This is a genomic window from Sphingomonas sp. CROZ-RG-20F-R02-07 (genome assembly GCF_022662335.1).
Classification (GTDB): domain Bacteria; phylum Pseudomonadota; class Alphaproteobacteria; order Sphingomonadales; family Sphingomonadaceae; genus Sphingomonas.
This window is the reverse complement of sequence record NZ_JAKNQJ010000003.1, coordinates 218,077-240,838: the sequence shown is the minus strand read 5'-3', so window position 1 is coordinate 240,838 and position 22,762 is coordinate 218,077. Positions and strand designations below refer to the sequence as shown.

At 69.3% G+C, this 22,762-nt stretch carries 26 protein-coding genes; 14 read left to right on the top strand and 12 right to left on the bottom strand.

Annotation, left to right across the window (positions count from 1 at the left end):
- Nucleotides 1–11: 11 nt before the first annotated feature.
- The gene (locus L8H00_RS06865) at nucleotides 12–671 is read left to right on the top strand and encodes an MBL fold metallo-hydrolase (protein WP_242096501.1); all 660 of its coding nucleotides are present in this window, start codon (nucleotides 12–14) and stop codon (nucleotides 669–671) included.
- Nucleotides 672–674: 3 nt separating this feature from the next.
- Here L8H00_RS06865 and L8H00_RS06860 read toward each other — a convergent pair whose 3' ends face one another.
- Both L8H00_RS06860 and L8H00_RS06855 read right to left on the bottom strand, forming a co-directional pair.
- Complete coding sequence (locus L8H00_RS06860) at nucleotides 675–2,303, bottom strand: M28 family metallopeptidase (RefSeq protein ID WP_242096500.1); 1,629 nt, start codon at nucleotides 2,301–2,303, stop codon at nucleotides 675–677.
- Nucleotides 2,300–2,740, bottom strand: a complete 441-nt coding sequence (locus L8H00_RS06855; protein ID WP_242096499.1) for an MAPEG family protein — start codon at nucleotides 2,738–2,740, stop codon at nucleotides 2,300–2,302. Before L8H00_RS06855 ends, L8H00_RS06860 begins: the two co-directional genes overlap by 4 nt.
- 203 nt (nucleotides 2,741–2,943) lie before the next feature.
- On the opposite strand from L8H00_RS06855, the gene rpmF reads away from it, so the two are divergent.
- From rpmF to L8H00_RS06830, 5 genes are all read left to right on the top strand, one after another.
- Entirely contained in the window at nucleotides 2,944–3,123 is a 180-nt protein-coding gene (rpmF, locus tag L8H00_RS06850; RefSeq protein WP_242096498.1) for a 50S ribosomal protein L32, read from the top strand.
- 29 nt (nucleotides 3,124–3,152) lie between these two features.
- Nucleotides 3,153–4,181 (top strand): phosphate acyltransferase PlsX, encoded by a 1,029-nt coding sequence (gene plsX, locus L8H00_RS06845; protein ID WP_242096497.1) that lies wholly within the window; start codon nucleotides 3,153–3,155, stop codon nucleotides 4,179–4,181.
- Between the two features lie 11 nt (nucleotides 4,182–4,192).
- The gene (locus L8H00_RS06840; RefSeq protein ID WP_346731936.1) at nucleotides 4,193–5,161 is read left to right on the top strand and encodes a beta-ketoacyl-ACP synthase III; all 969 of its coding nucleotides are present in this window, start codon (nucleotides 4,193–4,195) and stop codon (nucleotides 5,159–5,161) included.
- Nucleotides 5,162–5,234: 73 nt separating this feature from the next.
- Nucleotides 5,235–5,534: an integration host factor subunit alpha gene (locus tag L8H00_RS06835; protein WP_242096496.1), complete on the top strand. Its 300-nt coding sequence runs from the start codon at nucleotides 5,235–5,237 to the stop codon at nucleotides 5,532–5,534.
- Between the two features lies 1 nt (nucleotide 5,535).
- A complete protein-coding gene (locus L8H00_RS06830; RefSeq protein WP_242096495.1) occupies nucleotides 5,536–5,883 on the top strand; it encodes a MerR family transcriptional regulator in 348 nt (115 codons plus the stop codon).
- A gap of 196 nt (nucleotides 5,884–6,079) precedes the next feature.
- Here L8H00_RS06830 and L8H00_RS06825 read toward each other — a convergent pair whose 3' ends face one another.
- Together L8H00_RS06825 and L8H00_RS06820 are read right to left on the bottom strand one after the other, a co-directional pair.
- Nucleotides 6,080–6,574: a hypothetical protein gene (locus L8H00_RS06825; RefSeq protein ID WP_242096494.1), complete on the bottom strand. Its 495-nt coding sequence runs from the start codon at nucleotides 6,572–6,574 to the stop codon at nucleotides 6,080–6,082.
- Nucleotides 6,571–7,197, bottom strand: a complete 627-nt coding sequence (locus L8H00_RS06820) for a phosphoglycerate mutase family protein (RefSeq protein ID WP_242096493.1) — start codon at nucleotides 7,195–7,197, stop codon at nucleotides 6,571–6,573. Before L8H00_RS06820 ends, L8H00_RS06825 begins: the two co-directional genes overlap by 4 nt.
- 180 nt (nucleotides 7,198–7,377) lie before the next feature.
- Here L8H00_RS06820 and dnaN point away from each other — a divergent pair, with 180 nt between their 5' ends.
- The 4 genes from dnaN (at nucleotide 7,378) to L8H00_RS06800 (ending at nucleotide 11,269) form a co-directional block, all read left to right on the top strand.
- Entirely contained in the window at nucleotides 7,378–8,496 is a 1,119-nt protein-coding gene (gene dnaN / locus L8H00_RS06815; RefSeq protein WP_242096492.1) for a DNA polymerase III subunit beta, read from the top strand.
- Between the two features lie 68 nt (nucleotides 8,497–8,564).
- Entirely contained in the window at nucleotides 8,565–9,356 is a 792-nt protein-coding gene (locus L8H00_RS06810; protein ID WP_242096491.1) for a Coq4 family protein, read from the top strand.
- Between the two features lie 33 nt (nucleotides 9,357–9,389).
- A complete protein-coding gene (recF, locus tag L8H00_RS06805) occupies nucleotides 9,390–10,442 on the top strand; it encodes a DNA replication/repair protein RecF (RefSeq protein WP_242096490.1) in 1,053 nt (350 codons plus the stop codon).
- A gap of 80 nt (nucleotides 10,443–10,522) precedes the next feature.
- Entirely contained in the window at nucleotides 10,523–11,269 is a 747-nt protein-coding gene (locus L8H00_RS06800) for an OmpA family protein (protein ID WP_242096489.1), read from the top strand.
- Between the two features lie 5 nt (nucleotides 11,270–11,274).
- Here L8H00_RS06800 and L8H00_RS06795 read toward each other — a convergent pair whose 3' ends face one another.
- A complete protein-coding gene (locus L8H00_RS06795) occupies nucleotides 11,275–11,826 on the bottom strand; it encodes an ankyrin repeat domain-containing protein (RefSeq protein WP_347340713.1) in 552 nt (183 codons plus the stop codon).
- Between the two features lie 40 nt (nucleotides 11,827–11,866).
- Here L8H00_RS06795 and gyrB point away from each other — a divergent pair, with 40 nt between their 5' ends.
- The gene (gene gyrB / locus L8H00_RS06790; RefSeq protein WP_242096488.1) at nucleotides 11,867–14,377 is read left to right on the top strand and encodes a DNA topoisomerase (ATP-hydrolyzing) subunit B; all 2,511 of its coding nucleotides are present in this window, start codon (nucleotides 11,867–11,869) and stop codon (nucleotides 14,375–14,377) included.
- Between the two features lie 11 nt (nucleotides 14,378–14,388).
- The gene (locus L8H00_RS06785) at nucleotides 14,389–15,132 is read left to right on the top strand and encodes a methyltransferase (protein WP_242096487.1); all 744 of its coding nucleotides are present in this window, start codon (nucleotides 14,389–14,391) and stop codon (nucleotides 15,130–15,132) included.
- 30 nt (nucleotides 15,133–15,162) lie between these two features.
- Here L8H00_RS06785 and L8H00_RS06780 read toward each other — a convergent pair whose 3' ends face one another.
- From L8H00_RS06780 to L8H00_RS06750, 7 genes are read right to left on the bottom strand one after another with little or no spacing between them, the layout of a single operon-like run.
- The gene (locus L8H00_RS06780; RefSeq protein WP_242096486.1) at nucleotides 15,163–16,194 is read right to left on the bottom strand and encodes a response regulator; all 1,032 of its coding nucleotides are present in this window, start codon (nucleotides 16,192–16,194) and stop codon (nucleotides 15,163–15,165) included.
- Nucleotides 16,191–16,634: a response regulator gene (locus L8H00_RS06775; protein WP_242096485.1), complete on the bottom strand. Its 444-nt coding sequence runs from the start codon at nucleotides 16,632–16,634 to the stop codon at nucleotides 16,191–16,193. The genes L8H00_RS06780 and L8H00_RS06775 overlap by 4 nt, the downstream gene beginning before the upstream one ends.
- Nucleotides 16,631–18,142, bottom strand: coding sequence for an ATP-binding protein (locus tag L8H00_RS06770; RefSeq protein ID WP_242096484.1), 1,512 nt, complete (start codon nucleotides 18,140–18,142; stop codon nucleotides 16,631–16,633). The genes L8H00_RS06775 and L8H00_RS06770 overlap by 4 nt, the downstream gene beginning before the upstream one ends.
- 48 nt (nucleotides 18,143–18,190) lie before the next feature.
- The gene (locus L8H00_RS06765) at nucleotides 18,191–18,955 is read right to left on the bottom strand and encodes an exonuclease domain-containing protein (RefSeq protein WP_242096483.1); all 765 of its coding nucleotides are present in this window, start codon (nucleotides 18,953–18,955) and stop codon (nucleotides 18,191–18,193) included.
- 32 nt (nucleotides 18,956–18,987) lie between these two features.
- Nucleotides 18,988–20,352: a phosphomannomutase/phosphoglucomutase gene (locus tag L8H00_RS06760; protein WP_242096482.1), complete on the bottom strand. Its 1,365-nt coding sequence runs from the start codon at nucleotides 20,350–20,352 to the stop codon at nucleotides 18,988–18,990.
- Nucleotides 20,349–20,609: a J domain-containing protein gene (locus tag L8H00_RS06755; RefSeq protein ID WP_242096481.1), complete on the bottom strand. Its 261-nt coding sequence runs from the start codon at nucleotides 20,607–20,609 to the stop codon at nucleotides 20,349–20,351. The genes L8H00_RS06760 and L8H00_RS06755 overlap by 4 nt, the downstream gene beginning before the upstream one ends.
- A complete protein-coding gene (locus L8H00_RS06750) occupies nucleotides 20,606–21,397 on the bottom strand; it encodes a division plane positioning ATPase MipZ (protein WP_242096480.1) in 792 nt (263 codons plus the stop codon). Before L8H00_RS06750 ends, L8H00_RS06755 begins: the two co-directional genes overlap by 4 nt.
- A gap of 77 nt (nucleotides 21,398–21,474) precedes the next feature.
- Between L8H00_RS06750 and panC the strand changes: the two genes are divergently transcribed.
- Both panC and L8H00_RS06740 read left to right on the top strand, forming a co-directional pair.
- Nucleotides 21,475–22,332, top strand: coding sequence for a pantoate--beta-alanine ligase (gene panC, locus L8H00_RS06745; protein WP_242096479.1), 858 nt, complete (start codon nucleotides 21,475–21,477; stop codon nucleotides 22,330–22,332).
- Nucleotides 22,333–22,396: 64 nt separating this feature from the next.
- Nucleotides 22,397–22,693: a hypothetical protein gene (locus L8H00_RS06740; protein WP_242096478.1), complete on the top strand. Its 297-nt coding sequence runs from the start codon at nucleotides 22,397–22,399 to the stop codon at nucleotides 22,691–22,693.
- Nucleotides 22,694–22,762: the final 69 nt, after the last annotated feature.

The following is a 22,762-nucleotide window of genomic DNA, read 5'->3' as shown; positions in this document are numbered from 1 at the left end:
ACGGTGGCGGCATGACCCAGCCCCCCCTTCGCGCGGCGATCGTGCCCGTCACCCCGCTCCAGCAGAATTGCAGCATCGTCTGGTGCACCGCCACGATGAAGGCGGCGGTGGTCGATCCCGGCGGGGATCTGCCCCGGATCCGCGCGGCGATCGCCAAGGCGGGCGTCACCGTCGAGAAGATCCTGCTGACCCATGGCCATATCGATCATGCGGGCGAGGCCAAGCCGCTCGCCGACGAACTGGGTGTGGGGATCGAGGGGCCGCACGAGGCGGATCGCTTCTGGCTCGCGCGGCTGGACGAGGACGGCCGCAATTACGGCATTCGCGGCGTGGTGTTCGAACCCGGTCGCTGGCTGGTGACGGGCGACACGGTGACGATCGGCAACCTGTCGCTCGACGTCCACGAAACCCCCGGCCACACCGCGGGCAGCGTGACGTTCCACCATCCGGCGTCGAAGCTGGCGCTGGTCGGCGACGTGCTGTTCGCGGGGTCGGTCGGCCGCACCGACATGGCGCAGGGCGACCACGCTACGCTGGTGCGCAGCATCGTCGAGACGCTCTGGCCGATGGGCGGGGATACCGCCTTCATCCCCGGCCACGGCCCGATGAGCAGCTTCGCGCAGGAGCGTGCCGGCAATCCCTTCGTCGGCGACGCGGTGCTTTCCGGCTGACGGTCAGCGGCGCGCACCCGCGCTCGCGTCGCGCACCGCCTTGAACTCCGATCCCGCATTCCAGGTCGGCCAGTCGCGCGAATCGGCGAGCGCACGTCCCACCGTGTAGAACAGCCCCACATCCTGCGCCGCGCCGCGCAGGTCCCAATCGGGGCTCCAGGCATCGCAGGTCTGGTGATAGCATTTCATATAGCCGTCGAGCCACGCCTGCCCCGCGGTGCGGCCGCCGGCCACCAGATCGGGCGCGCCGCTGATCGCCATCAGCAGCAGCGTCGGCACGCCCTTGCGCGCCAGCGAGAAATGGTCGGCGCGGTAGAACAGCCCGCGCTCGGGCAGCGCCTCGGGCGTGACGGTGCGGCCCTGCGCCCGCGCGGCCGCGGCCAGCATCGGTTCCAGGCTGTCCTGCCCTTGCCCCACCAGCAGCACGTCGTGCGAGGGGCCGGCGGTCTGGAGGATGTCGAGCGTCAGGTTCGCGACCGTCTTGGCGGCGGGATAGACGGGATGCTCGGCGTAGGTCTGCGATCCGAGCAGGCCGCGCTCCTCGCCGCTCCACAGCGCGAAGACCAGGCTGCGCGCGGGCGGCGGGCCCGCCTTGAACGCGCGCGCGAGTTCGAGCACGCCGGCGGCGCCCAGCGCGTCGTCGTTCGCGCCCGGGCGGATGGTGCGGCCCTGCGCATCGGGCTTGCCGATGCCGTAGGCATCCCAGTGCGCGCCGAACATCACCACCTCGTGGGGATGCTTCGTGCCGGGCAGCTTCGCCAGCACGTTGCGGCTGGCGACGCGGTCCTGCGTCACGGGCAGCGTGGCTGAAAAGCGCTGGCGAAGCGGGACGGGGCGGAAATCCTTGCGCCGCGCCGCCACCCGCAGCTTCGCGAGATCGAGCCCCGATGCGGCCAGCAGCCTGGTCGCCGCATCCTCCTGCAACCAGCCCTGCAGCAGCACGGGCACGTCGCCGGCCCCGCGCACGATATCGTAATTCTCGCCGCCCGGCGCGGTGACCGTGCTCCAGCCATAGCCCGCGCCCGCGGTGTCGTGGACGATCAGCGCCCCGATCGCGCCGCGCCGTGCGGCTTCCTCATATTTGTACGTCCAGCGGCCATAATAGGTCATCCGCCGGCCGCCGAACCGGCCGAACGAATCGTCACCCGTCACCGCGGCGAAATCGGGGTCGTTGACGAGGATCACCGCCACCTTGCCGTGCAGGTCGACGCCCTTGAAATCGTCCCACCCGCGCTCGGGCGCCGAGACGCCATAGCCGACGAATACCATCGGCGCGTCGGCGATGGCGACGCGGTCCACCGGCCGCACCGTGCTGAGATAGACGTCACGGCCCTGTTCCAGCGGCGCGTCGCCTGCGCGCACCTGGCCCATGCCCATCCGGGTGTGGACGAGCGGCACCGCCTGCGTCCAGGCGCCGTCCGGGCCGCCGGGTTCAAGTCCCATCGTCTTGAACTGCGTGACGAGCCAGTCGATCGTCTTCGTCTCGCCCGGCGTTCCCGGCGAGCGACCCTCGAACGGATCCGAAGCGAGCGTGTGCACGTCGGCGGACAGGCGCTCGGGCGCGATCGTCTGCGCGGTGACGGGAGCGGCGGCGACGAGCGCGGCGGCGGCGAGGAGCGCGTGGCGGATCATGCGTGCGCCACCGGTGTGACGACCAGCGTTCCCGGCAATCCGGCTTCGCGCGCGCCATAAGCCATCGCCAGCGCCCAGCCCGCCAGCACCGCGAGGATCACCCAGGTGGCGAGCGCGCCGCCCGCCCGCAGCGGATTGGATTGCAGCCGGTCCATGCCGAAGCCGTGCAGGATGCGGGCGATCACGAACGCCATCCCCAGGATCCACAGGCCCATCGGCGATCCTCCGCCCAGTTCGATCAGCGCCAGCAGGATCAGCACGAACGGCGCATATTCGACCAGATTGGCCTGCGCGCGCATCCGTGCGTGCAGCCGCACATCGCCATTGTCGCCCACCAGCACCTTGTCACGCAGCCGAGTCGGCACGATCCGGAACGCGAGCCACAGGTTGACGACCGCCAGGGCCGCCGCAATGGTCAGGGTGACGGGCAGGATCATGCGGCACGAACTCCTTCAACGGTACGAACGCCCTGCCACCGGTTCCGCGCGCTTGCAACGGCGGCGGGAATCGCTATAGCGCCACGCTTCGCGAAGCCTCCGGCCAACAGGCACTCACGCGGCCGGTGGTTGTCTCCACCGGTTGCCGAAAGCGTCGGGTCGGGGGCTTCCTGTATTCGAATCCCGAAGAACAAGGTGCCGAAATGGCCGTCCCCAAAAGAAAGACTTCGCCCTCCAAGCGCGGCATGCGCCGTGGGCATGATTCGCTGACCGTGGCTTCGTTCCAGGAATGCCCGAACTGCGGCGAGCTGAAGCGCCCACATCACCTGTGCAACTCCTGCGGCCATTATAATGGCCGCGAGATCGTCTCGGTCGAGGCCTGACGCCCTCCACTGAAAAAGGATCGCCGGCCGTGTCCGACAACGCCTGGATCGCCGTCGATGCGATGGGTGGAGACGATGGGCTGGCCGTGATGCTCGCCGGGGTCGCGCGTGCGCGGCGCCGGTTCGATGACATGCGCTTCCTGCTCGTCGGCGACGAGGAGCGGATCGCAGCCGGGCTCAAGGCGCATCCCAACCTCACGCGCAGCAGCGAGATCGTTCACGCGCCCGAAGTGGTCGGCCCGAGCGACAAGCCGAGCCAGGCGATCCGCCGCGCCAAGACGACCTCGATGGGGATCGCGATCGATCTGGTAAAGCAGGGGCGTGCCGCCGCGGCCGTTTCCAGCGGCAATACCGGCGCGCTGATGGCGATGGCCAAATTGTCGTTGCGGATGCTGCCGGGGATCGACCGGCCGGCGCTCGCCGCGCTGCTGCCGACGCTCGGCGCCAACGACGTGGTGATGCTCGATCTGGGCGCCAACACTGAGTGCGACGCCAACAATCTCGTCCAGTTTGCGGTGATGGGCGCGGCCTATGCGCGCGCTACGCTCGATCTCGCCTCGCCCCGCGTCGCGCTGCTCAACATCGGCAGCGAGGATCAGAAGGGCACCGGCGAGATCAAGGACGCCGCGGCGCGCCTGAAGGCGGCGACTCACATCCCGATGACGTTCGACGGCTTCATCGAGGGCGATCGGCTGTCGCGCGGCGAGGTCGACGTGATCGTGTGCGACGGTTTCTCGGGCAATATCGCGCTGAAGACCGCCGAAGGCACCGCACGATTCGTCGGCGACCTGCTCAAGCGTGCGTTCAGCAGCTCGGCGCGGTCCAAGATCGGCTTCCTGATCTCGCGCCCGGCGACCGAATTGCTGCGCGATCATCTCGATCCCAACAATCACAACGGCGCGGTGTTTCTTGGGCTGGGCGGCATCGTCGTGAAGAGCCATGGCGGCGCCAACGAGCGTGGCGTGGCGACTGCGATGGGTAATGCCGCCAAGATGGTGCGCAACGATCTGATTCGGCGTATCGCCGACGATCTGGGTAATTTCGAGGAAGCGGCATGAACCGGCCCGCCGTGCTGCGCAGCGTGATGGTCGGCACCGGATCGGCCTTGCCCGCCCGCCGCGTGTCGAACGCCGAACTGGCCGAGCAGGTCGACACGACCGACGAATGGATCGTCGAGCGTACCGGCATCCGCTTCCGCCATATCGCCGGGCCCGACGAGACCACGGCGACGCTTGCGGCCGACGCCAGCAAGGCCGCGCTCGCCGCCGCCGGGGTGCTGGCGCAGGATATCGACCTGATCGTGCTGGCCACCGCCACGCCCGACCAGACCTTTCCCGCCACCGCCACCAAGGTGCAGGCGATGCTGGGCATCGACGATTGCGTGGCGTTCGACGTGGCGGCGGTCTGTTCGGGCTTTCTCTATGCGGTGCAGGTCGCCGACAGCATGATTCGCGCGAGAACGGCGCGGCGCGCGCTGGTGATCGGCGCCGAGACGTTCAGCCGGATCCTCGATTGGGAGGACCGCACCACCTGCGTCCTATTCGGCGACGGCGCGGGCGCGATCGTGCTGGAGGCGCAGGAAACCGCCGAGGCGGACGGGCGCGGCGTGCTGGCGACCAAGCTCCATGCTGATGGGCGGCACAACGGGCTGCTCTATGTCGATGGCGGCCCCTCGACCACGGGCACGGTCGGCAAGCTCAGGATGAAGGGGCGCGAGGTGTTTCGCCACGCCGTCGTCAATCTGGCCGCGGTGATGGGCGAATCGCTCGCGCTGGCGGGTCTCGAAACCGCCGATGTCGACTGGGTGGTGCCGCATCAAGCCAATGCCCGCATCCTCGATGCCACCGCGAAGAAGCTGGGCCTGGCGCCCGAGCGTGTGGTCGTCACCGTGGACCGGCACGCGAACACTTCGGCCGCATCGGTGCCGCTCGCGCTCGACACCGCGGTACGCGACGGGCGTATCGAAACGGGACAGATCGTCGTGCTTGAGGCCATGGGCGGTGGTTTCACCTGGGGGGCCGCCGTCGTCCGCGTCTGACGCAAGAAAACATACATTACTTTGCGTCAATGTGCGGTTATGTATACGATATGCGTCACCGGGGGAGTGTGGAATGGACGTTGCGGGTACGTTGACCAGAGCGGATCTGGCCGAGTCGCTGTACCGCGAAGTGGGGCTTTCGCGGGCCGATTCGAGCAAGCTGGTCGAACAGATTCTGTACGAGATGTGCTCGGCGCTTTCGCGTGGCGAAAACGTCAAGATTTCGGGCTTCGGCACGTTCGTCCTGCGCGACAAGGGCGAGCGGGTCGGGCGCAATCCCAAGACGGGCGTCGAGGTTCCGATCGCACCTCGGCGCGTGCTCACCTTCCGCGCCAGCCAGATGATGCGTGAGCGCATCGCCGCCGCCGGATAACATGGCCGGAGACGGACCGGACGAGAGCGGGAAGGCCGCAGGCGCGTTCCGGACGATCGGCGAACTCTCCCGCGACATGGGCCTGCCCGCGCATGTGCTGCGCTATTGGGAAACGCGGTTTCCGCAGCTTCGTCCGGTGCAGCGTGCGGGCAACCGCCGCTATTACCGGCCGGCGGACGTGGCGCTGGTGCGCCGGATCGACACGCTGCTGAACGCGCGGGGTTATACGATCCGCGGCGTGCAGCGGCTGCTGGCCGACGAGGACGGGTTTTCGGCGCCGCCGATCGGCGAGGCGCTCGCCGCAATCCGCAACCTGCTCGCGCGGGCGCTCGCCGAGGATGGGGGCTAGGCGGGTCCGTCCTTCGGCGGCGTGCAAAGGCAGGGGGTGCACGCGGAGGCAGCGGAGGCAGCGGAGAATATGTGCTGGCCGCAATTGCGGCCTTCATCGTCGGATCTTGAAATAAGAGCGCGTCGCCGCGCGCGAGACATCTCCGCGCCTCCTCGTGAACCGCCTTGTTCAAGCGATCGGCCGCGGCTCCGCCGGTTCACCGCGCCCGGCAGGCGATCGCGGCGGCGTCGATCGCGGTCGCGGCGCCGCCCAGCGCATAGACGTCCGCAAACGGCCGGCCGCCGACGCCCACCGCCTCCACGCTCATGCTGCGGCCCGAGCGGATGGCGGCGACGAGCGCACGGTCGCTCGGCGCGTCTGTCGCCCAGGCATCGATCCGGTCGGCGGCGAGCACGAACCGCCGTTCGCCGACGCTCAGCGTTACCGCCGACGCCCGGTCCCGCTCGTGGCTGAGCCGCACATGAAGCGATTGGCCGAGTCGCCGACCGGGCCAGGTCGCGATGCTCGCGAACGGCCGCCAGCGCGCCTGGCCGCCGGCGCGGACCGGCGCCGCGATCGCATAGCAGCGCGCCGGCACGGCATCGCGAAACGCGGCCCAGCCCTTATACGCCCCGATCGTCTCGCGCGCCGCCACCGGCATCGCCAACCCCACCGCCGAGGCGAACAGGAGCCGCGCCAGCCAACGCTTCATGCCGGCGCATGCCCGGTGCCGCGATGCGCGATCGTCTCGGTCCCGGCCGCGATCAGCGCGATCGATCCCTGCGGCAGTCCGGGCGAGACGGGCACGCCTACCGCCGGATCGCTCGCTGCGCCCGTCATCACGCCGCGCAGCACGCGCGACGAGATGCCGTGCATGACGATCAGCCGGTCGCCCGGCGCATCGCTGTCGGCGAGCCACCCGCCCAGCCGCCGTGCGATCGCCGGATAATCCTCGCCATCGGGCGCGGGGCGCAGCAGCCCGGTCGCGGGATCGATCACCGGCCCCACCTCTGCCACCACGGCCTCGTAATAGCGGCCGCCCCACGAGCCCATGCCGATCTCCGCCAGCCGGACATCGGTCCGGGCGGCGTGCCAGTCGAGCTCGAGATGTTCGGCGATCACCGCCAGCGTCTGCAGCGCGCGGCCGGTGGGCGAGGCCCAGAGCGTGAGCGCGGGGCGAGCGCCCAGCATGGCACGCAACGCCTGCCCTATCGCATCCGCCTGCGCGAAGCCGGCGCGCGTCAGCGGTGTGTGCGGCGCGTCGCCCTGCAGCCGGCGCGCCGCGTTGAACACGGTTTCGCCGTGGCGGGCGATGAAGTCGCGTCCCTGTCGCATGAAGCGGTCTCCCTTGCGGTGCGCACGAAGGCAACCGATTTTCGGTCGCGCCGCGCGTCAGCGTTAACCGCGCGGTTACCGGACTCGCCCGAGGAGGGCCATCATGCTTGTGCCGCCCCCGCCTTGTTGGTTAGGGTCGGCGCGTGGATCGCCCCGCAAGGCCGGGGCCGGGGGAAGATCATGAAGGCGACGATCGAACGCGCGACGCTGCTCAAGGGGCTGAGCCACGTCCAGTCCGTGGTGGAACGGCGCAACACCATCCCCATCCTGTCCAACGTGCTGATCGAGGCGACGGCGGAGGGCCGGCTGCGGCTGATGGCGACCGATCTTGATCTGCAGATCAACGAATCGGTCGCCGCCGCGGTCGACCAGCCGGGCGCGACGACGGTGAGCGCACACACGCTGTTCGACATCGCGCGCAAGCTGCCCGAGGGCAGCCAGGTGCAGCTCGCCGCCGCGGACGGGCGGATGACGATCGTGGCGGGCCGCGCACGCTTCTCGCTCGGTACGCTGCCGCGCGACGATTTCCCGGTGATCGCCGAAGGCGAATTGCCGACGCAGTTCGAACTGCCGGCCGAGACGCTGAAGCAGATCATCGACAAGACGCGCTTCGCGATCTCGACCGAGGAAACGCGTTATTATCTGAACGGCATCTTCCTCCATGTCGCGGACGGCGAAAGCGCCAACCCGGTGCTGAAGGCGGCCGCAACCGACGGCCATCGCCTCGCCCGCGTGACGATGCCGCGCCCTTCGGGTGCCGAGACGATGCCCGACGTGATCGTGCCGCGCAAATGCGTCGGCGAACTGCGCAAGCTGCTCGACGAGGTGGACGGTTCGGTCGGCGTGTCGCTGTCGCCCACCAAGATCCGCTTCGATCTGGGGCAGGCGGTCCTGACGTCGAAGCTGATCGACGGCACCTTTCCCGATTATTCGCGCGTGATCCCGACCGGGAACGACAAGATCCTGAAGCTCGATCCGTCGAGCTTCATGGAAGGCGTCGACCGCGTCTCGACCATCGCCACCGAAAAGACGCGCGCGGTGAAGATGGCGCTCGATCGCGACAAGATCACGCTGTCGGTGACGAGCCCCGAAAACGGCACCGCCGCCGAAGAGGTGCCGGGCGAATATGTCTCCGCGCCGTTCGAAATCGGCTTTAACAGCCGCTATCTGATGGACATTCTCGGCCAGATCGAGGGCGATTCGGTCGAGGTGCATCTGGCGGACGCCGCCGCGCCCACGCTGATTCGCGAAAACGACAAGTCCTCTGCGCTTTATGTGCTGATGCCGATGCGGGTGTGACGCGCCCGCCGGCTTGACGAAATGCCGTGACTGGCTTATTGACAGTGATGTCAGTAAGGAGTCGACCCATGGCGAAGCTTCCTCCCTTTCCCGGCACCAGCGGCCGTCGCGACTGGCGGACCGCGATCGACGCGATCCGCAAGCTGCTCAACGACGGCGACGACACGACCCAGGTGTTCCGCATCATGCGGGCGCTGAACGTCGGCAACGCGCCCGATCTCTATGCGCGGCTGCTGGCGACCGCCGAGGGCGGCCGGATCGCCTATGACCAGGTCGAGCTGGCCGAGCGTTTCGCCGACCCCGCGATCCGCGCGAGCTTTGCGCCGGGCACCGTCGGCGCGGCCTATCGCGACTGGCTGGCCGAGACCGGCTATTCGGCGGACGGGCTGGTCGCGGTCAGCCGGCTCGATCCGGAGCCCGACATGCGCCACCCCTATGCCTGGGCGGGGCGCCGGGTGCGCGACTGCCACGACATCTGGCATGTGCTGACCGGCTACAAGGCGGACGAGAATATGGGCGAGGCCTGCCTCGTCGCGTTCAGCTTCGCGCAGGTGGGCGGCCTGGGTTGGGCGCTGATCGGCTCGGCCGCTGCGCTGAAGAGCATCGGCGTGACGGGCAACCGCCTGTTCGCGAAGGCGGTGTGGGAAGGCTATCGCCACGGGCGCAAGGCCAAGTGGATCTTCGGCGAGGATTATCTCACGCTGCTCCACGAGCCGCTCGAAGCGGCGCGCGCGCGGCTCGGGATCCTCACGCCGGTGGCCTATCAGACGGCGCAGCGCGAACTGGGGCCGGCGCTGGCATCCTATATGAGCCAGCAAAAGGCCAAGAAGGCCGCGCCGGCGCTTTCGCACGCGGCCTGACGCGGCGCGATAAGCGCGCTAGACGCAGGCGCGATGCTGTCGCGCCTCGTCCTCACCGATTTCCGCAACCATGCCGCGCTGACGCTGTCGCCGGGTGCTGGGTTCGTCGTGCTGACCGGCGCGAACGGCGCGGGCAAGACCAACGTGTTGGAGGCGGTGTCGCTGCTGGCGCCCGGCCGGGGCCTGCGGCGCGCCGGATTGGGCGAGATGGCGCGGCAGGGCGGCGGCGGCGGGTTCGGCGTCGCGGCGGTGCTCGACGCAGCGCAGGGCGCGGTCGATCTGGCGACGGGCGCGATCGCCACCGCGCCCGAGCGCCGCATCGTGCGCGTGCAGGGCGCGGCCAGCGCGGCGACGGCGCTTCCCGAATGGCTGAGCGTGTTGTGGCTCACGCCCGCGATGGACCGGCTGTTCGTCGAGCCCGCCAGCGGACGGCGGCGCTTTCTCGATCGGCTGGTGCTGGCCTTGCGCCCCGGCCATGCCGTGAATGCCGCGCGCTACGATGCCGCGTTGCGCGCGCGCAACCGGTTGCTGGCCGAAGACGTACCGGGCGATCCCGAATGGCTCACCGCGCTGGAAGCGCAAATGGCCGAGCATGGCGCGGCGCTGGCGCAGGGCCGGCGCGAAACGGTGGCGTTGCTCGGCGATCGGCTGGCCGCCGCCGCTGCCGTGGGTTTCCCGCGTGCCGCGATTGCGCTCGACAGCCCCGGCGGCGATGCCTCGCCCGCCGCGCTGCGCCAAGGCCGCGCGCGAGACGCGGCGGCGGGGCGGGCGCTGGCCGGCCCGCATCGCGACGACCTGATCGTCACGCATGCCGACAAGGGGCAGGCCGCGGCGCTCGCCTCCACCGGCGAGCAGAAGGCGCTGCTGCTCGGCATCGTGCTCGCCCATGCCGATCTGGTCGCCGAACGGACGGCGCGCGCGCCCCTGCTGCTGCTCGACGAGGTGGCCGCGCATCTCGATCCCGCCCGCCGCGCCGCGCTCTTTGCTGCGCTCGCGGGACGCGGGCAGGTGTGGATGACCGGCACCGAGGCGGCTCTGTTCGCCGATGTCGGCGCCGGCGCCACGCGGATCGTGCTCGGCGGCTGAACCCTGGCTGTCGGTCCGGCTCATGGCCGGTTCAAGCGGATGCGGGCATGACGGGCCGACACGATCGAGGAGCAACCGTCATGAAGACCATCCCCATCGCCCTGGCCGGGTTCGCACTGGTGGCCGGCGCCATGCCCGCCGCCGCGCAGGATCGCTGGGACTGGCGCCCCGGGGAGCGCGCCTATGACCTGCGTGGCCCGGGCGTGCCCATCCTGTTTCCCGAACTGCGCGACAATCCGCGCGGGCGCGCGTTCGTGATGCGCAATTTCGACTTTAACGGCGATGGCTTCATTGATCCGCGCGAGGCGCGCGCAGCCGACCGGGCCTTTGCCGAGGCGGCCGGCCCGCGGCGCGACCGATTCGACTGGCGCGCGCGCGATCGTGGCCCGGTGGTCGAGACCGACACGCGCTGGGATCGTGGCGCGATGCGCGACTATCATTTCCGCCAGACGCCACGCGGCGCGATGCTGACGCTGCAGGAGGACGTGCTGTTCCAGACCGACAGCGACGTGCTGCGCCCCGGCGCGGTGGAGAAGCTGCGCCCGCTCGCCGCCTATCTGCGCGGCAATCCGGGGGTGCGCGTCGCGATCGATGGCTTCACCGATTCGCGCGGCAGCGTGGCGCACAACCAGGATCTGTCCGAACGCCGCGCCGCAAGCGTGCGCAGCGCCTTCGACGCGATGGGCGTGACACGCGCGCGCTTCTCGGTCGCGGGGCATGGTGAGGCACAGCCGGTCGCCAGCAATGCGACGCCCGCGGGGATGCGCCTCAACCGCCGGGTCGAGGTGACTCTGCTCGGCCAGCGCGCGGACGGGTTCGCGCGCTGAACCGATCAGGCGAAGCGCTTGGCGAGCGCTTCGTTCCCCTGCGCCAGCGCGAGGGTGCGGACCGTGTTGCCGTCACCGTCGATCATCGCGGCGTCGGCGCCATTCTCCAGCAACAGGTCGATGATCGCGCTGCGGTCGAACAGGCCGGCCAGCATCAGCGCCGTCTGGCCGGCGGCGTTGCGCCGGTTCACGTCGGCACCGCGCGCGATCAATAGCGCGGCGATGGCGAGATGGCCCTTGAACGCCACCCCCATCAGCGCGGTGTTGCCGCGGTGATCGGCATCGCCGTCGACCGCGGCGCCACGATCGAGCAGCAGCGCGGTCGTGTCCGCATGGCCGTTATAGCTGGCGAGCACGAGCGGCGTGTGGCCGCGGCCGTCGCGGATCTCGATGGGCACGCCGGCGTGGAGCAGCGCCGGGATCACGTCGTCCCGCCCCATCCGCGCGGCATCGAACATCAGTTCGCGCAGGCGTTCGGGGGAGGGCAGGGGCGGGGGTGCGGGCGCGTCGGTCATCGCCGTGCGGTAGCGTGGCGCGCGCGCCGCCGCCAACGCCATTTCGCTTCCGTTTCGGCCCCTCGATGCCTATATGCTGGGCATGGCAACATCCCCCCAGAATGCGAACGAATACGGCGCCGAATCGATCAAGGTGCTGAAGGGGCTGGACGCGGTCCGCAAGCGCCCCGGCATGTATATCGGCGACACCGACGACGGCTCGGGCCTCCACCACATGGTATTCGAGGTGAGCGACAACGCGATTGACGAGGCGCTGGCGGGGCATTGCGACCGGATCGACATCCAGCTCAATCCCGATGGCTCGGTATCGGTCACCGACAATGGCCGCGGCATCCCGACGGGCATCCACCGCGAGGAGGGCGTCTCCGCGGCCGAGGTCATCATGACCCAGCTCCATGCGGGCGGAAAGTTCGAGAACACCAGCGACGACAACGCGTATAAGGTCTCGGGCGGGCTGCATGGCGTCGGCGTCTCGGTGGTGAACGCGCTGAGCGAGTTTCTCGATCTCACGATCTGGCGCGACGGCGAGGAGCATTACATGCGCTTCGCGTTCGGCGACGCGGTCGCGCCGCTGAAGGTGGTGGGTAAGGCGGCGCCCGGCCAGAAGGGCACGCGCGTCACCTTCCTGCCGAGCCCGGCCACCTTCAAGATTGTGGAGTTCGATTTTGAGAAGCTCGAGCATCGCTACCGCGAGCTGGCTTTCCTCAATTCAGGCGTGCGGCTTTTCCTCACTGATGCGCGGCACGAGGAACCGCGGACGATCGAGCTCTATTACGAGGGCGGGATCGCCGCGTTCGTCAAATATCTCGATCGCGCCAAGACGCCGCTGATGGCCGAGCCGATTGCGATCACCGGCACGCGCGACGACGTGACGATGGACGTCGCGCTGGAATGGAACGACAGCTATTACGAGAACGTCCTCGCCTTCACCAACAACATCCCGCAGCGCGACGGCGGCACGCATCTGGCGGCGTTTCGCGCCGCGCTGACGCGCACGCTCAACAACTATGCCGAGAAATCGGGGATGTTGAAGAAGGAGAAGGTGACGCTCACCGGCGAGGACATGCGCGAGGGGCTGACCGCGATCGTCTCGGTCAAGCTGCCCGACCCCAAGTTCAGCTCGCAGACCAAGGACAAACTGGTCAGCTCCGAGGTGCGCCAGCCGCTGGAATCGCTGATGGCGGACAAGCTCGCCGAATGGCTCGAGGAAAATCCCGCTTACGGCAAGGCGATCGTCGGCAAGATCATCGACGCCGCTGCGGCGCGCGAAGCCGCTAAGAAGGCTCGCGAGCTGACGCGGCGCAAGGGCGCGATGGATATCGCCAGCCTGCCCGGCAAGCTCGCCGACTGTCAGGAGCGCGATCCCGCCAAGTCCGAGCTGTTCCTCGTCGAGGGTGATTCGGCGGGCGGATCGGCGAAACAGGGGCGCAACCGCCATTTCCAGGCGATCCTTCCGCTGCGCGGCAAGATCCTAAATACCGAGCGCGCGCGGTTCGACCGGATGATCTCGTCCAAGGAGATCGGCACCCTCATCCAGGCCATGGGCACGGGGATCGGTCGCGACGATTTCAACGCGGACAAGCTTCGTTATCACAAGATCGTCATCATGACGGACGCCGATGTCGACGGCGCACATATCCGTACGCTGCTGCTGACGTTCTTCTATCGCCAAATGCCCGAGCTGATCGAGCGCGGCCATCTCTACATCGCGCAGCCGCCGCTCTACAAGGCGACGCGGGGGCGCTCCGAAGTGTATCTGAAGGACGATGCCGCGCTTGACGAGTATCTGGTCGATGCGGGCGTGGCGACGATGATGCTCGATTCGCCGACCGGCGCGCGCTCGGGCGCCGACCTGAAGCACTTGGTGGATCATGCCCGGCGGATGCGCACGCTGATGCGCTATGTGCCGCGCCGCTACGATGCCGGGATCATCGAGGTGCTGGCGCTGGCCGGCGCGCTCGATCCGCAGGCCACGCGCACAGCGCGGCAGGCCGCGGTGACCGAGGCGATCCGGCGGCTCGACGCGGGCGACGATGGCGATGGCGGCACAGCGCGCTGGTCCGCCCAGTTGACCGAGGACGGCTCGATCCACTTCCAGCGACTGTGGCGCGGCGTGACCGACCATCACATCATCGAGGCCAGCTTCATGGCCTCGGCCGAGGGGCGCAAGCTCCACGCGCTGGCGGCCGAACAGGCGGAGAGCTTTTCGCAGGCGGCCAAGCTGGTGCCCGCGCGCGGGGCGCCGGCGATCGTCGCGCCCGAGGACGAACCCGCGACCGACGAGAACGGCAACGTCACCACGCTGGCGCGAGGGCAGACGCTGGTCGCGCGACCGACGCAGCTGCTCGACGCGATTCTGGCGGCGGGGCGCAAGGGGCTGTCGATCCAACGCTACAAGGGGCTGGGCGAGATGAACGCCGAGCAACTGTGGGAAACCACGCTCGACCCCGCGGTGCGCACGATGCTCCGTGTGACGGCGCTGGAGACGCAGGCGGCCGACGAGGTGTTCTCGCGGCTGATGGGCGAAGTGGTCGAGCCGCGCCGCGAGTTCATCCAGGACAACGCGTTGAACGTCGCCAATCTGGACGTCTGAGGAGCCTGCCAATGAAGATCATCGCCGCACTCGCTGGCTTCGCGCTCGTCGCGACCGCCGCCCATGCCCAGGCGCCCAAGTCCGCCATCGCCGCCGCGCTCGCCGATCCCGCACGCGCGGATCAGCAGGGTGACGACGCACGCCGCGAGGCTGCCGCGGTGCTCGCCTTTTCGGGGGTGAAGCCGGGCGACGCGGTGATCGATTATCTGCCCGGCAAGGGCTATTGGACGCGGGTATTCGCCGGGATCGTCGGTCCCAAGGGCCATGTCTATGCCGATTGGCCCGCCGCGGCCGCCAAATATGCCGCCAAGCCGCTGCCGGCGATCCAGGCGCTGGGCCTCGCCAACGTCACCGCCGCGGTGCAGCCAACGAACCTGCCGACCGCAGCCAAGCCCGTCGACCTGTTCTGGACCGTGCAGAATTACCACGACATCCCCAATGGCGGTCCTTTCGGCGAGGGCGGCGAGCCCGCGATCCGCTCCTTCAACGCCGCGGTCTTCGCGCTGCTGAAGCATGGCGGCACCTATGTGGTGATCGATCATGCCGACGCGCCGGGCACGGGGCTGACGGGCACGAACACGCGCCACCGGATCGATCCCGCGGTGGTGAAGACGCAGATCGAGGCCGCGGGCTTCCGCTTTGTCGGCGAGTCGCCGGTGCTGCGCAACCCGGCCGACGATCACACCAAGCTCGTCTTCGACCCGGCGATCCGCGGCAAGACCGATCAGTTCGTCTTCAAGTTCCGCAAGCCCTGAACGGGCAGTTCCCAAGGGCGGGAGCGTCCGCTAGCGGATCGCGGCGCGGAGCATCGCGCGGCAGCCGCGATGCTCCGTGTCATAGGCCACGCTGGTGCCGAGGCTTTGCGCCATGGCGCGGATCAGCTTGGTGCCGAGGCCCGTGCCGCGCGGCGCGTCGCTTGGGGTGAGGCCGCAGCCATCGTCTTCCACGACGAGCAGGAACGCGGCGTCGCCCTCCTGCGCCAGCGTGATCCGCACTTCGCCCCGGCCTGCGGGATAGGCGTATTTGCAGGCATTGGTGATGAGTTCGGTGACGATCACGCCCAGCGACACCGCGCGGTCGGTCGGCAGGCGGATCGCTTGGGCGGTACAGGCGAGCGTGCAGCGGCCGGTGTCGCGCGCCAGCGTCTCGTCCAGATCGTGGACGAGCGCGACGAGATAATCGGCCATGTCGACGCTCTCCACGTCGTTGGCGCTGTAGAGCCGGCGGTGCACCTGCGCGATGGCGTCGATCCGGCGCTGGGTGTCGGCCAGCGCCTCGCGCGCGACCGGATCGGACAAGGCCGCCGACTGCAGGCTGACCATGGCCGTCACGAGCTGGAGCGAATTGGCGACGCGGTGGTTCACCTCGCCGAGCAGCGCCTCGAGCCGCGCATTGCTCGCGCGCAGATCCGCCTCGGCAGTGGCCTTGGCATGACGCAGCGCGGCCACGCCGCGCACCTGTGCGAAGGTGGCCGCGAGCAGGTCGAAGAAATCGTCGCCGACGGTCTTCACGACATAGTCGATCGCGCCGGCCTTCAGCGCGGCCACCGCGATCCGGCCCTCGTCCGAGCCGGTGACATAGACGACCGGCACGTCGCCGATCGCCTGCAACGCGGCGAGCGTCTCCAGCCCGTCCATTCCCGGCATGTAATGATCGACCGCGATCAGGTCGAACCGGTGCGCCTGCGCCAGCCGCACGCCCTCGGCGCCGTCCTCGGCCAGCGTCACGTCATAGCCGCGCCGCGTCAGCGCGCGCGACGCCAGCCGGCGCATCCCCGCATCGTCGTCGATATAGAGGACGCGCGGGGCGTCGCTCATCCCTCGACCTCGGGCACTTGGATGACCGACAGGAAGAGCCCGAGCTGGCGGATCGCCTGGGCGAAGCTCTCGTAATTGACCGGCTTGGTGATGTAGACGTTGCAACCCAGATCGTAGCAGCGCTGGATCTCCACCTTGTCGTCGGTGGTGGTGAGCACGACGACGGGGGTGCGGCGCAGCGGGCTGTCGTCGGCCTTGATCCGCGTCAGGATGTCCGTTCCGCTCATGTCGGGCAGGTTGAGATCGAGCAACACCAGCGCCGGGCCGTTCTTGGCCGGGCCCTCCTCGGCGTTGAACAGATAGTCGACCGCCGTGCCGCCATCGGTGAAGTGGCGGATCGGGTTGTTGATCCCGGCGCGGCGGATGTTCTTCTCGATCAGCCGGGCATGGCCTTCGTCGTCCTCCACCATGACGATGCCGACGGGGCGATGGTCGTTCATGCGCTGTCTCCTGAAGCGTGGGCGGGCGGCGTCTGCGGCAGCACCAGCCGGAAGGTGGAACCCTGGCCGAGCGTCGATTCGACCTGCACCGTGCCGCCCAGCCGATAGGCTGCGGCGCGGACATGCGCGAGCCCGATGCCCTCGCCCTGCTGGTCCTGCGGGCCGGAGCGGCGGAACAGGTCGAAGATGCGCTCGTGATCGCCGGCCGCGATGCCGCGACCGTTATCGGCGACGGCGATCGTCACCCGCCCGCCTTGCGCGTGCGCGGAGACGGTGATTCGCGCGGGCCGCCCGGCCGCCTGGTATTTCGAGGCGTTCTCGACGAGGTTGGAGACGATCTGCTCCACCGCAATGCGGTCGCTGGTCAGCGGCGGCATCGGGCGTTGGACGATGACTTCCACGCGGCGATCATCGAGCACGTGGCGGATCGCGCCGACCACATTGTCGGCCATCGCCTCGAGATCCAGCGGCTCGGGCGCGATCGTCCGCCGCCCCTCGCGCGACAATTTGAGGATGGCGTTGATGAGCCGGTCCATCTTCTGCGTCGAGGTGCGGATGAAGCGGATCGCCTCGGGCAGGTCTTCGCGCGCCGCCAGCCGCGCGTCTTCGGTGACGATCGCCGGCGCCTCGGCCTCGGCGCGATCGACCAAGGTCGCGAGTGGCGCGGTGGCGGCCTCCAGCTCGGCGGTGAAGCCCATCACGTTGACGAGCGGCGAGCGCAGATCATGGCTGACGATATAGGCGAAGCGCTGGATCTCGTCGTTCGCCCGGCTGAGATCGGCGGTGCGGGCGCTCACCTGATCCTCGAGCGTATCGTTCAGCGCGCGCAGGCTTTCGCGCGATTGCGCGAGATCGCGCGTGTAACGCACGATCGTCGCGACCGATACGAGGAGCAGCACGGCGATGACCAGCCCGACGATCGCGAGCGTCCAGTAGAAGACGAGCAATGCGGCGCGCTGGTCTGCGGTGCGCTGCGCGAGGATGCGCCGTTCCTCCTGCGCCATCGCGATGAAATAGCCGCGCAACGGACGGAACAGCCCCGGCGAATCCTGCCGCTTGAACAGCGCCGTCGCGCCTTCCAGATCGCCGCGTGCGGCCAGCGCGTTGGTGGCGCGGTGCTGTTCGCCCAGCCGGACGAGCGCGCCGTCGATCCGGCCGATCGCCTCGCGCTGCCCGCGATCGAGGACGAGCGCATTCAGCCGCCGCATCGCGATCGGCGTGCCGACCGTGGCTTCGCGCCAGCTCCGCCAGGCGAGCGGCGAACCCAGCAGGAAGATGCCGCGCCGGGCGTCCTCGCTCTGCTCGATCAACTGCCGCGCCTCGCCGATCGCGACCTCGACCTGATAGCTATGGACGACGCTGCGGTTGCGCGCCTGACTCCGGTCCAGCGCGTGCACCGCGACGGCCGCCGCGACGATCAGCGCGACGAACCCCAGGCCGACGCAGATCGCCAGCAGCCGCTCGACGCGTTGGCCGGTCGTCGGCAGCGGGAGAGCGGGCAGGTCCATCGAGGCGATGGCATAGCCGGGCCATCCGCAAACGCAAACCTCGTGCGATTACAGTAACAAATCCTGGGCGCTCGCCTTGCCCACGCTACCGCCGCCGCGCCGCCGGTCCATCTCGTGATTGGCGGTGAAACGGATGTCGGGATCGCGGTCGGTGAGGAAAGCCATCAGCGTCTCGTGATCGAGTTCGCGCCATTCCTTGCCGCGATCGGGGCCGTAGCGCACGCGCGGGATCAGGCCGGGGGTGCGCGACCATTCGATGAGCTGCGCAAGGCTCGCCTCGTTCAGCATGTCGCGCAGATGGAAGGCGGTGACATAGGCATCGGGAAAGGCGCGGTGCGCGGGCAGCCCGCGCTGCTGGTCCATGCCGTGCGGGCGGCGCCAATAGCGCAGCACTTGATTCGAGAAACTGGGCGAATCGGGCCAGAGCCGCAGCGCGCATTTCCAGGTGCAGATCCATTCGGCGCTGCGCGTCAGCGCGGGCGTGCAGAATTGCTGCTCGAAATCGGCGCGGTGCGCGGCGAGCGCCAGCCGGCGCGGCCAGGGATCGAGCACCTGGCGCGCGCAATCATGCCACCAGGGCGCATCCGCCACGTCCTCGTCGAGGATGTGGTGGATCGCCTGCGTAACCGGGGGGATGGCGCGGCCCGGATTGACGAGGATGCTGCCGCCCTCGCCGTAGATCTCCCAGCGGCCGTCGGCGCCTAGCGCCACGTCCTGCCAGCCGATCTCGCACACGCCGTGCGCGGGCGGCGCGGAGCCGGTGGTCTCGAGATCGATGACGCGGACGATCTGCGGCGGGGGAGGGGGAGCCATGGCCGCCATGTGGGGCGTGGCGCGCGCGAAAGCTACCGTTCGATGCCGTTCGCGCGCAAGTGCCCGTCGATCGCGGCGAGCAGGCGATCGAGCCCGGCTGCGGTCCGCGCCTCGGCGCGCAGCGTCAGCACGTCCTCGGTGTTCGACGCGCGGAGCAGCCACCAGCCGTCGGATGTCGTCACGCGGACGCCGTCGATCGTGACCATCTCGGCGCACTCGGCCTCGAGCGCGGCGCGGATGCTGTCGACCACGCCGCGCTTGCGGGCCGGATCGATCGGCAGGCGAAGTTCGGGCACGTCCACCATCTGTGGCATCGCGTCGTGCAGCGCGGTCAGCGTGGTGTCCTTCTGCTGCACCGCGCGCATCAGCTGGATTGCGGCATAATGCGCGTCGTCGAAGCCGTAGAAATCCTCGCCGAAAAAGATGTGGCCGCTCATCTCGCCGCCGATCGGCGCGCCCGTTTCGCGCATCATCGTCTTCATCAGGCTGTGGCCGGTCTGCGCCATGACCGGACGGCCGCCCAGCACGCGGATCCGGTCGAACAGCGGCTGCCCGGCCTTTACGTCGGCGACGATCGGCGCGCCCGGATGCGCGGCGAGAACGGGTTCGGCGAGGATCGCGAGCAGCTCGTCGCCCCACACCACCCGCCCCGCGCCGTCGACCACCCCGATCCGGTCGCCATCGCCATCGAAGGCCACGCCGAAATGGAGCGACTTTTCGACGACGACGCGTTTCAGATCGGCGAGGTTGGCCTCGATGGTGGGGTCGGGATGATGGTTGGGGAAATGGCCGTCCACATCGGCGAAGAGCAGATGATGCTCACCCGCCAGGCGATCGACCAGCTTCTGGACGACCGGGCCCGAGGCGCCGTTGCCGCAATCCCATGCCATTCGGAACGCGCCGCCCGCATGGCCGGCCAGCAACCGGTCGACATAGGCGTCCATGACGTCCGCCGACGCGACGCTGCCGGTGCCCGTTTCCCAATCGCCCGCCTCCGCCAGCCGCGCGAGACCGCGGATATCGTCGCCGAAAAACGGCGTATGGTTCAGCACCAGCTTGAAGCCGTTGTCGTCGCGGGGATTATGGCTGCCGGTTACCTGTATGCCGCCATCCACCTCTAGCGTCGCCTCGGCGTAATAGAGCATCGGCGTGGGGCCAAGGCCGATGCGCACCACGTCGATCCCGCCCGCCACCAGCCCCTCGACCAGCGCGGCCTCCAGCATCGCCGAGGTGAGCCGCCCGTCGCGGCCGACCGCCACGCGCCGTCCGCCCGCGCGGCGTACGCGGGTGGCGAAGCCGCGCCCCACCGCGAACGCGTCCGCCGGGCCGAGATCGACGCCGGCGCGCCCGCGAATGTCATATTCGCGCAGGATCCGGGGGGCGAAGCGGTGGCTCATCCCCGTGGCCCGCCGCGCAGCAGCAGGTCGCGGGCGGCATTGACGCGGCGGGTGAGATCGGCCGATCCGCCGCGATCGGGATGGACGCCCGCGATCAGCCGCCGGTGCGCCGCGCGGATCGCCTCATCGCCCGCGGCCGCATCCACCCCCAGCACGCCGCGCGCCTCCGCCTCGGCGGAGGGCTGCGGCTTCGCACGCCGGGGGCGCAGCCAGGTCCACGCCGCCCAGATGGCGAGCAGCGCGACGACCCACTTCACGCGGCGACCGGGGCGGGTTCCGGAAGCGCCAGCGCCGCCATCATCTCGCGCAGTTCCTGCCGCGCTGCGACATGCGCCAGCCCCATCGATCCGAACGCCTTGGAATCGATCATGGTCAGCCCGGCGGGGAACAGCTCGCGGTAGATCACGCGCTCGCCCAGCCCCGGGATGATCCGGAAGCCGACGCGCTTGGCGAGCTGGGTCAGCGCATCGGATACGCGGCGCATGTTGCGCGCCTCGACATATTGCAGACGATTGCGCAGCAACACCCAGTCGATCGTGGTGCCGTCGGCCTTGGCGCGCACCTTGCGCGCGTCCCAGATCATCTCCGAATAGAAGCTCGGCCGCGTCACCTTGTACGTCTCGGGATCCACCTGCCCGATCAGGTCGAAATCGACGAAGCTGTCGTTCATCGGCGTGACCAGCGTGTCCGCGAGCATCGCGGCGGTGCGCGCGAACGGATCGTCGCGGCCCGGCGTGTCGATCACCAGGTAATCGGCATTTTCCGAAAGCTGGTCGAACAGGCGCTCGAACCCCGCCTCGGTCTGGTCGGTGTGCGTCGCATGCTCGGGCATCGGCAGTTCGGTGCCGGTACGCTTTACGGTCGCGGCGCGGTTGTCGAGATAGCGGCCGACGGTGCGCTGGCGATGATCGAGATCGAGCACGCCGACGCGCGCGCCCTTCGCCGCGAGCGCGATCGCGACGTGCACCGCGGTGGTGGACTTGCCCGTTCCGCCCTTTTCATTGGCGAAGACGATGACGTGCGTGGCGTTGGGCCCGGTGGGCAATTCGTCGCATCCTGTGTTGATCGCGTGGTTCCCCCTCCATAGAAGCCATGGCCTTGCGTATTAAGGGGTAAAATCGCGTGCAGACCATCCGCGAGCGGGACGCGCTTCGCGCCGCCATCGCCACCTGGCGTTCCGAGGGCGCGCGCATCGCGCTGGTGCCCACGATGGGGGCGCTTCACGCCGGGCATCTGGCGCTCGTCGAGGCGGCCCGCCGGCCGGGAACGAAGGTGGTCGCCTCGATCTTCGTCAACCCCCGGCAGTTCGGCGCGGGCGAGGATCTCAGCCGCTATCCCCGCCGCGAACTGGCGGATATCCGCATGCTGACCGAGGCGGGCTGCGACCTGCTCTGGGCGCCGGGCGTCGATGCGATGTACCCGGCGGGCTTTGCCACCAACGTCGCGGTCACGGGGGTGAGCGAGGGGTTCGACGGCGCGGCGCGGCCGGGGCATTTCGACGGGGTCGCCACCGTGGTCGCCAAGCTGTTCAACCAGGTCGCCCCCGACGCCGCCTATTTCGGCGAGAAGGATTTCCAGCAGCTCGCCGTCATCCGCCGGATGGTGGTGGATCTGGATTTCGCGATCGAGATCGTCGGCGTGCCGATCCAGCGCGACGATGACGGCCTCGCGCTCTCGTCGCGCAACATCTATCTGGACGACGAGCAGCGCGCCAAGGCGGTGGCGCTGCCGCGCGCGCTCGGCGTGGCCGCCCGGGCCATCGGGCGGGGCGGCGATGCCGGCGAGGCGATCGCCGATGCGCACACCACCCTGATCGGCGCGGGCTTCACGGTCGATTATGTGGCGCTGGCCGATGCCGAGACGCTCGCGCCCGATCCGGCGCCCGATCGCCCCCGGCGGCTGCTCGCCGCCGCGCGGATGGGAACGACGCGGCTGATCGACAATATCGCGATCGAGATGATGGCTAGCGAAGAGGGTTAACCGCGTTAACCATTTGGTGATGCCTGTCCGCCATGTTCCGATTCGTGAACAAGGGGGCAAGACCATGGCGACCAGCCTGAAGAACGCGCAGTTTCTAATCGACAGCCGGCTGGCCGATGCGGCCAGGGGGGACCGCGCCGCGGCGTACGAACTCGGCATCGTCTATTCGACGGGCGCGAGCGGGATCGGGATCGATCTGATTGCGGCGCACAAATGGTTCAACCTCGCCGCGCTCGCCGGGCTGGAGGAGGCGCAGCATTGCCGCGCCGAAATCGCCGAGGACATGACCGCGCGCGAGATCGCCGAGGCGCAGCGCCAGGCGCGCACCGTGATGGGCGCGGGGATGCGCCGGGCGGCATAAAGCCTTCCCGGCGCTCGGATCCCTGCCCCCGGTCGCGCCGCGCGCGCCGCATGGGGGATGCGCTTCGAC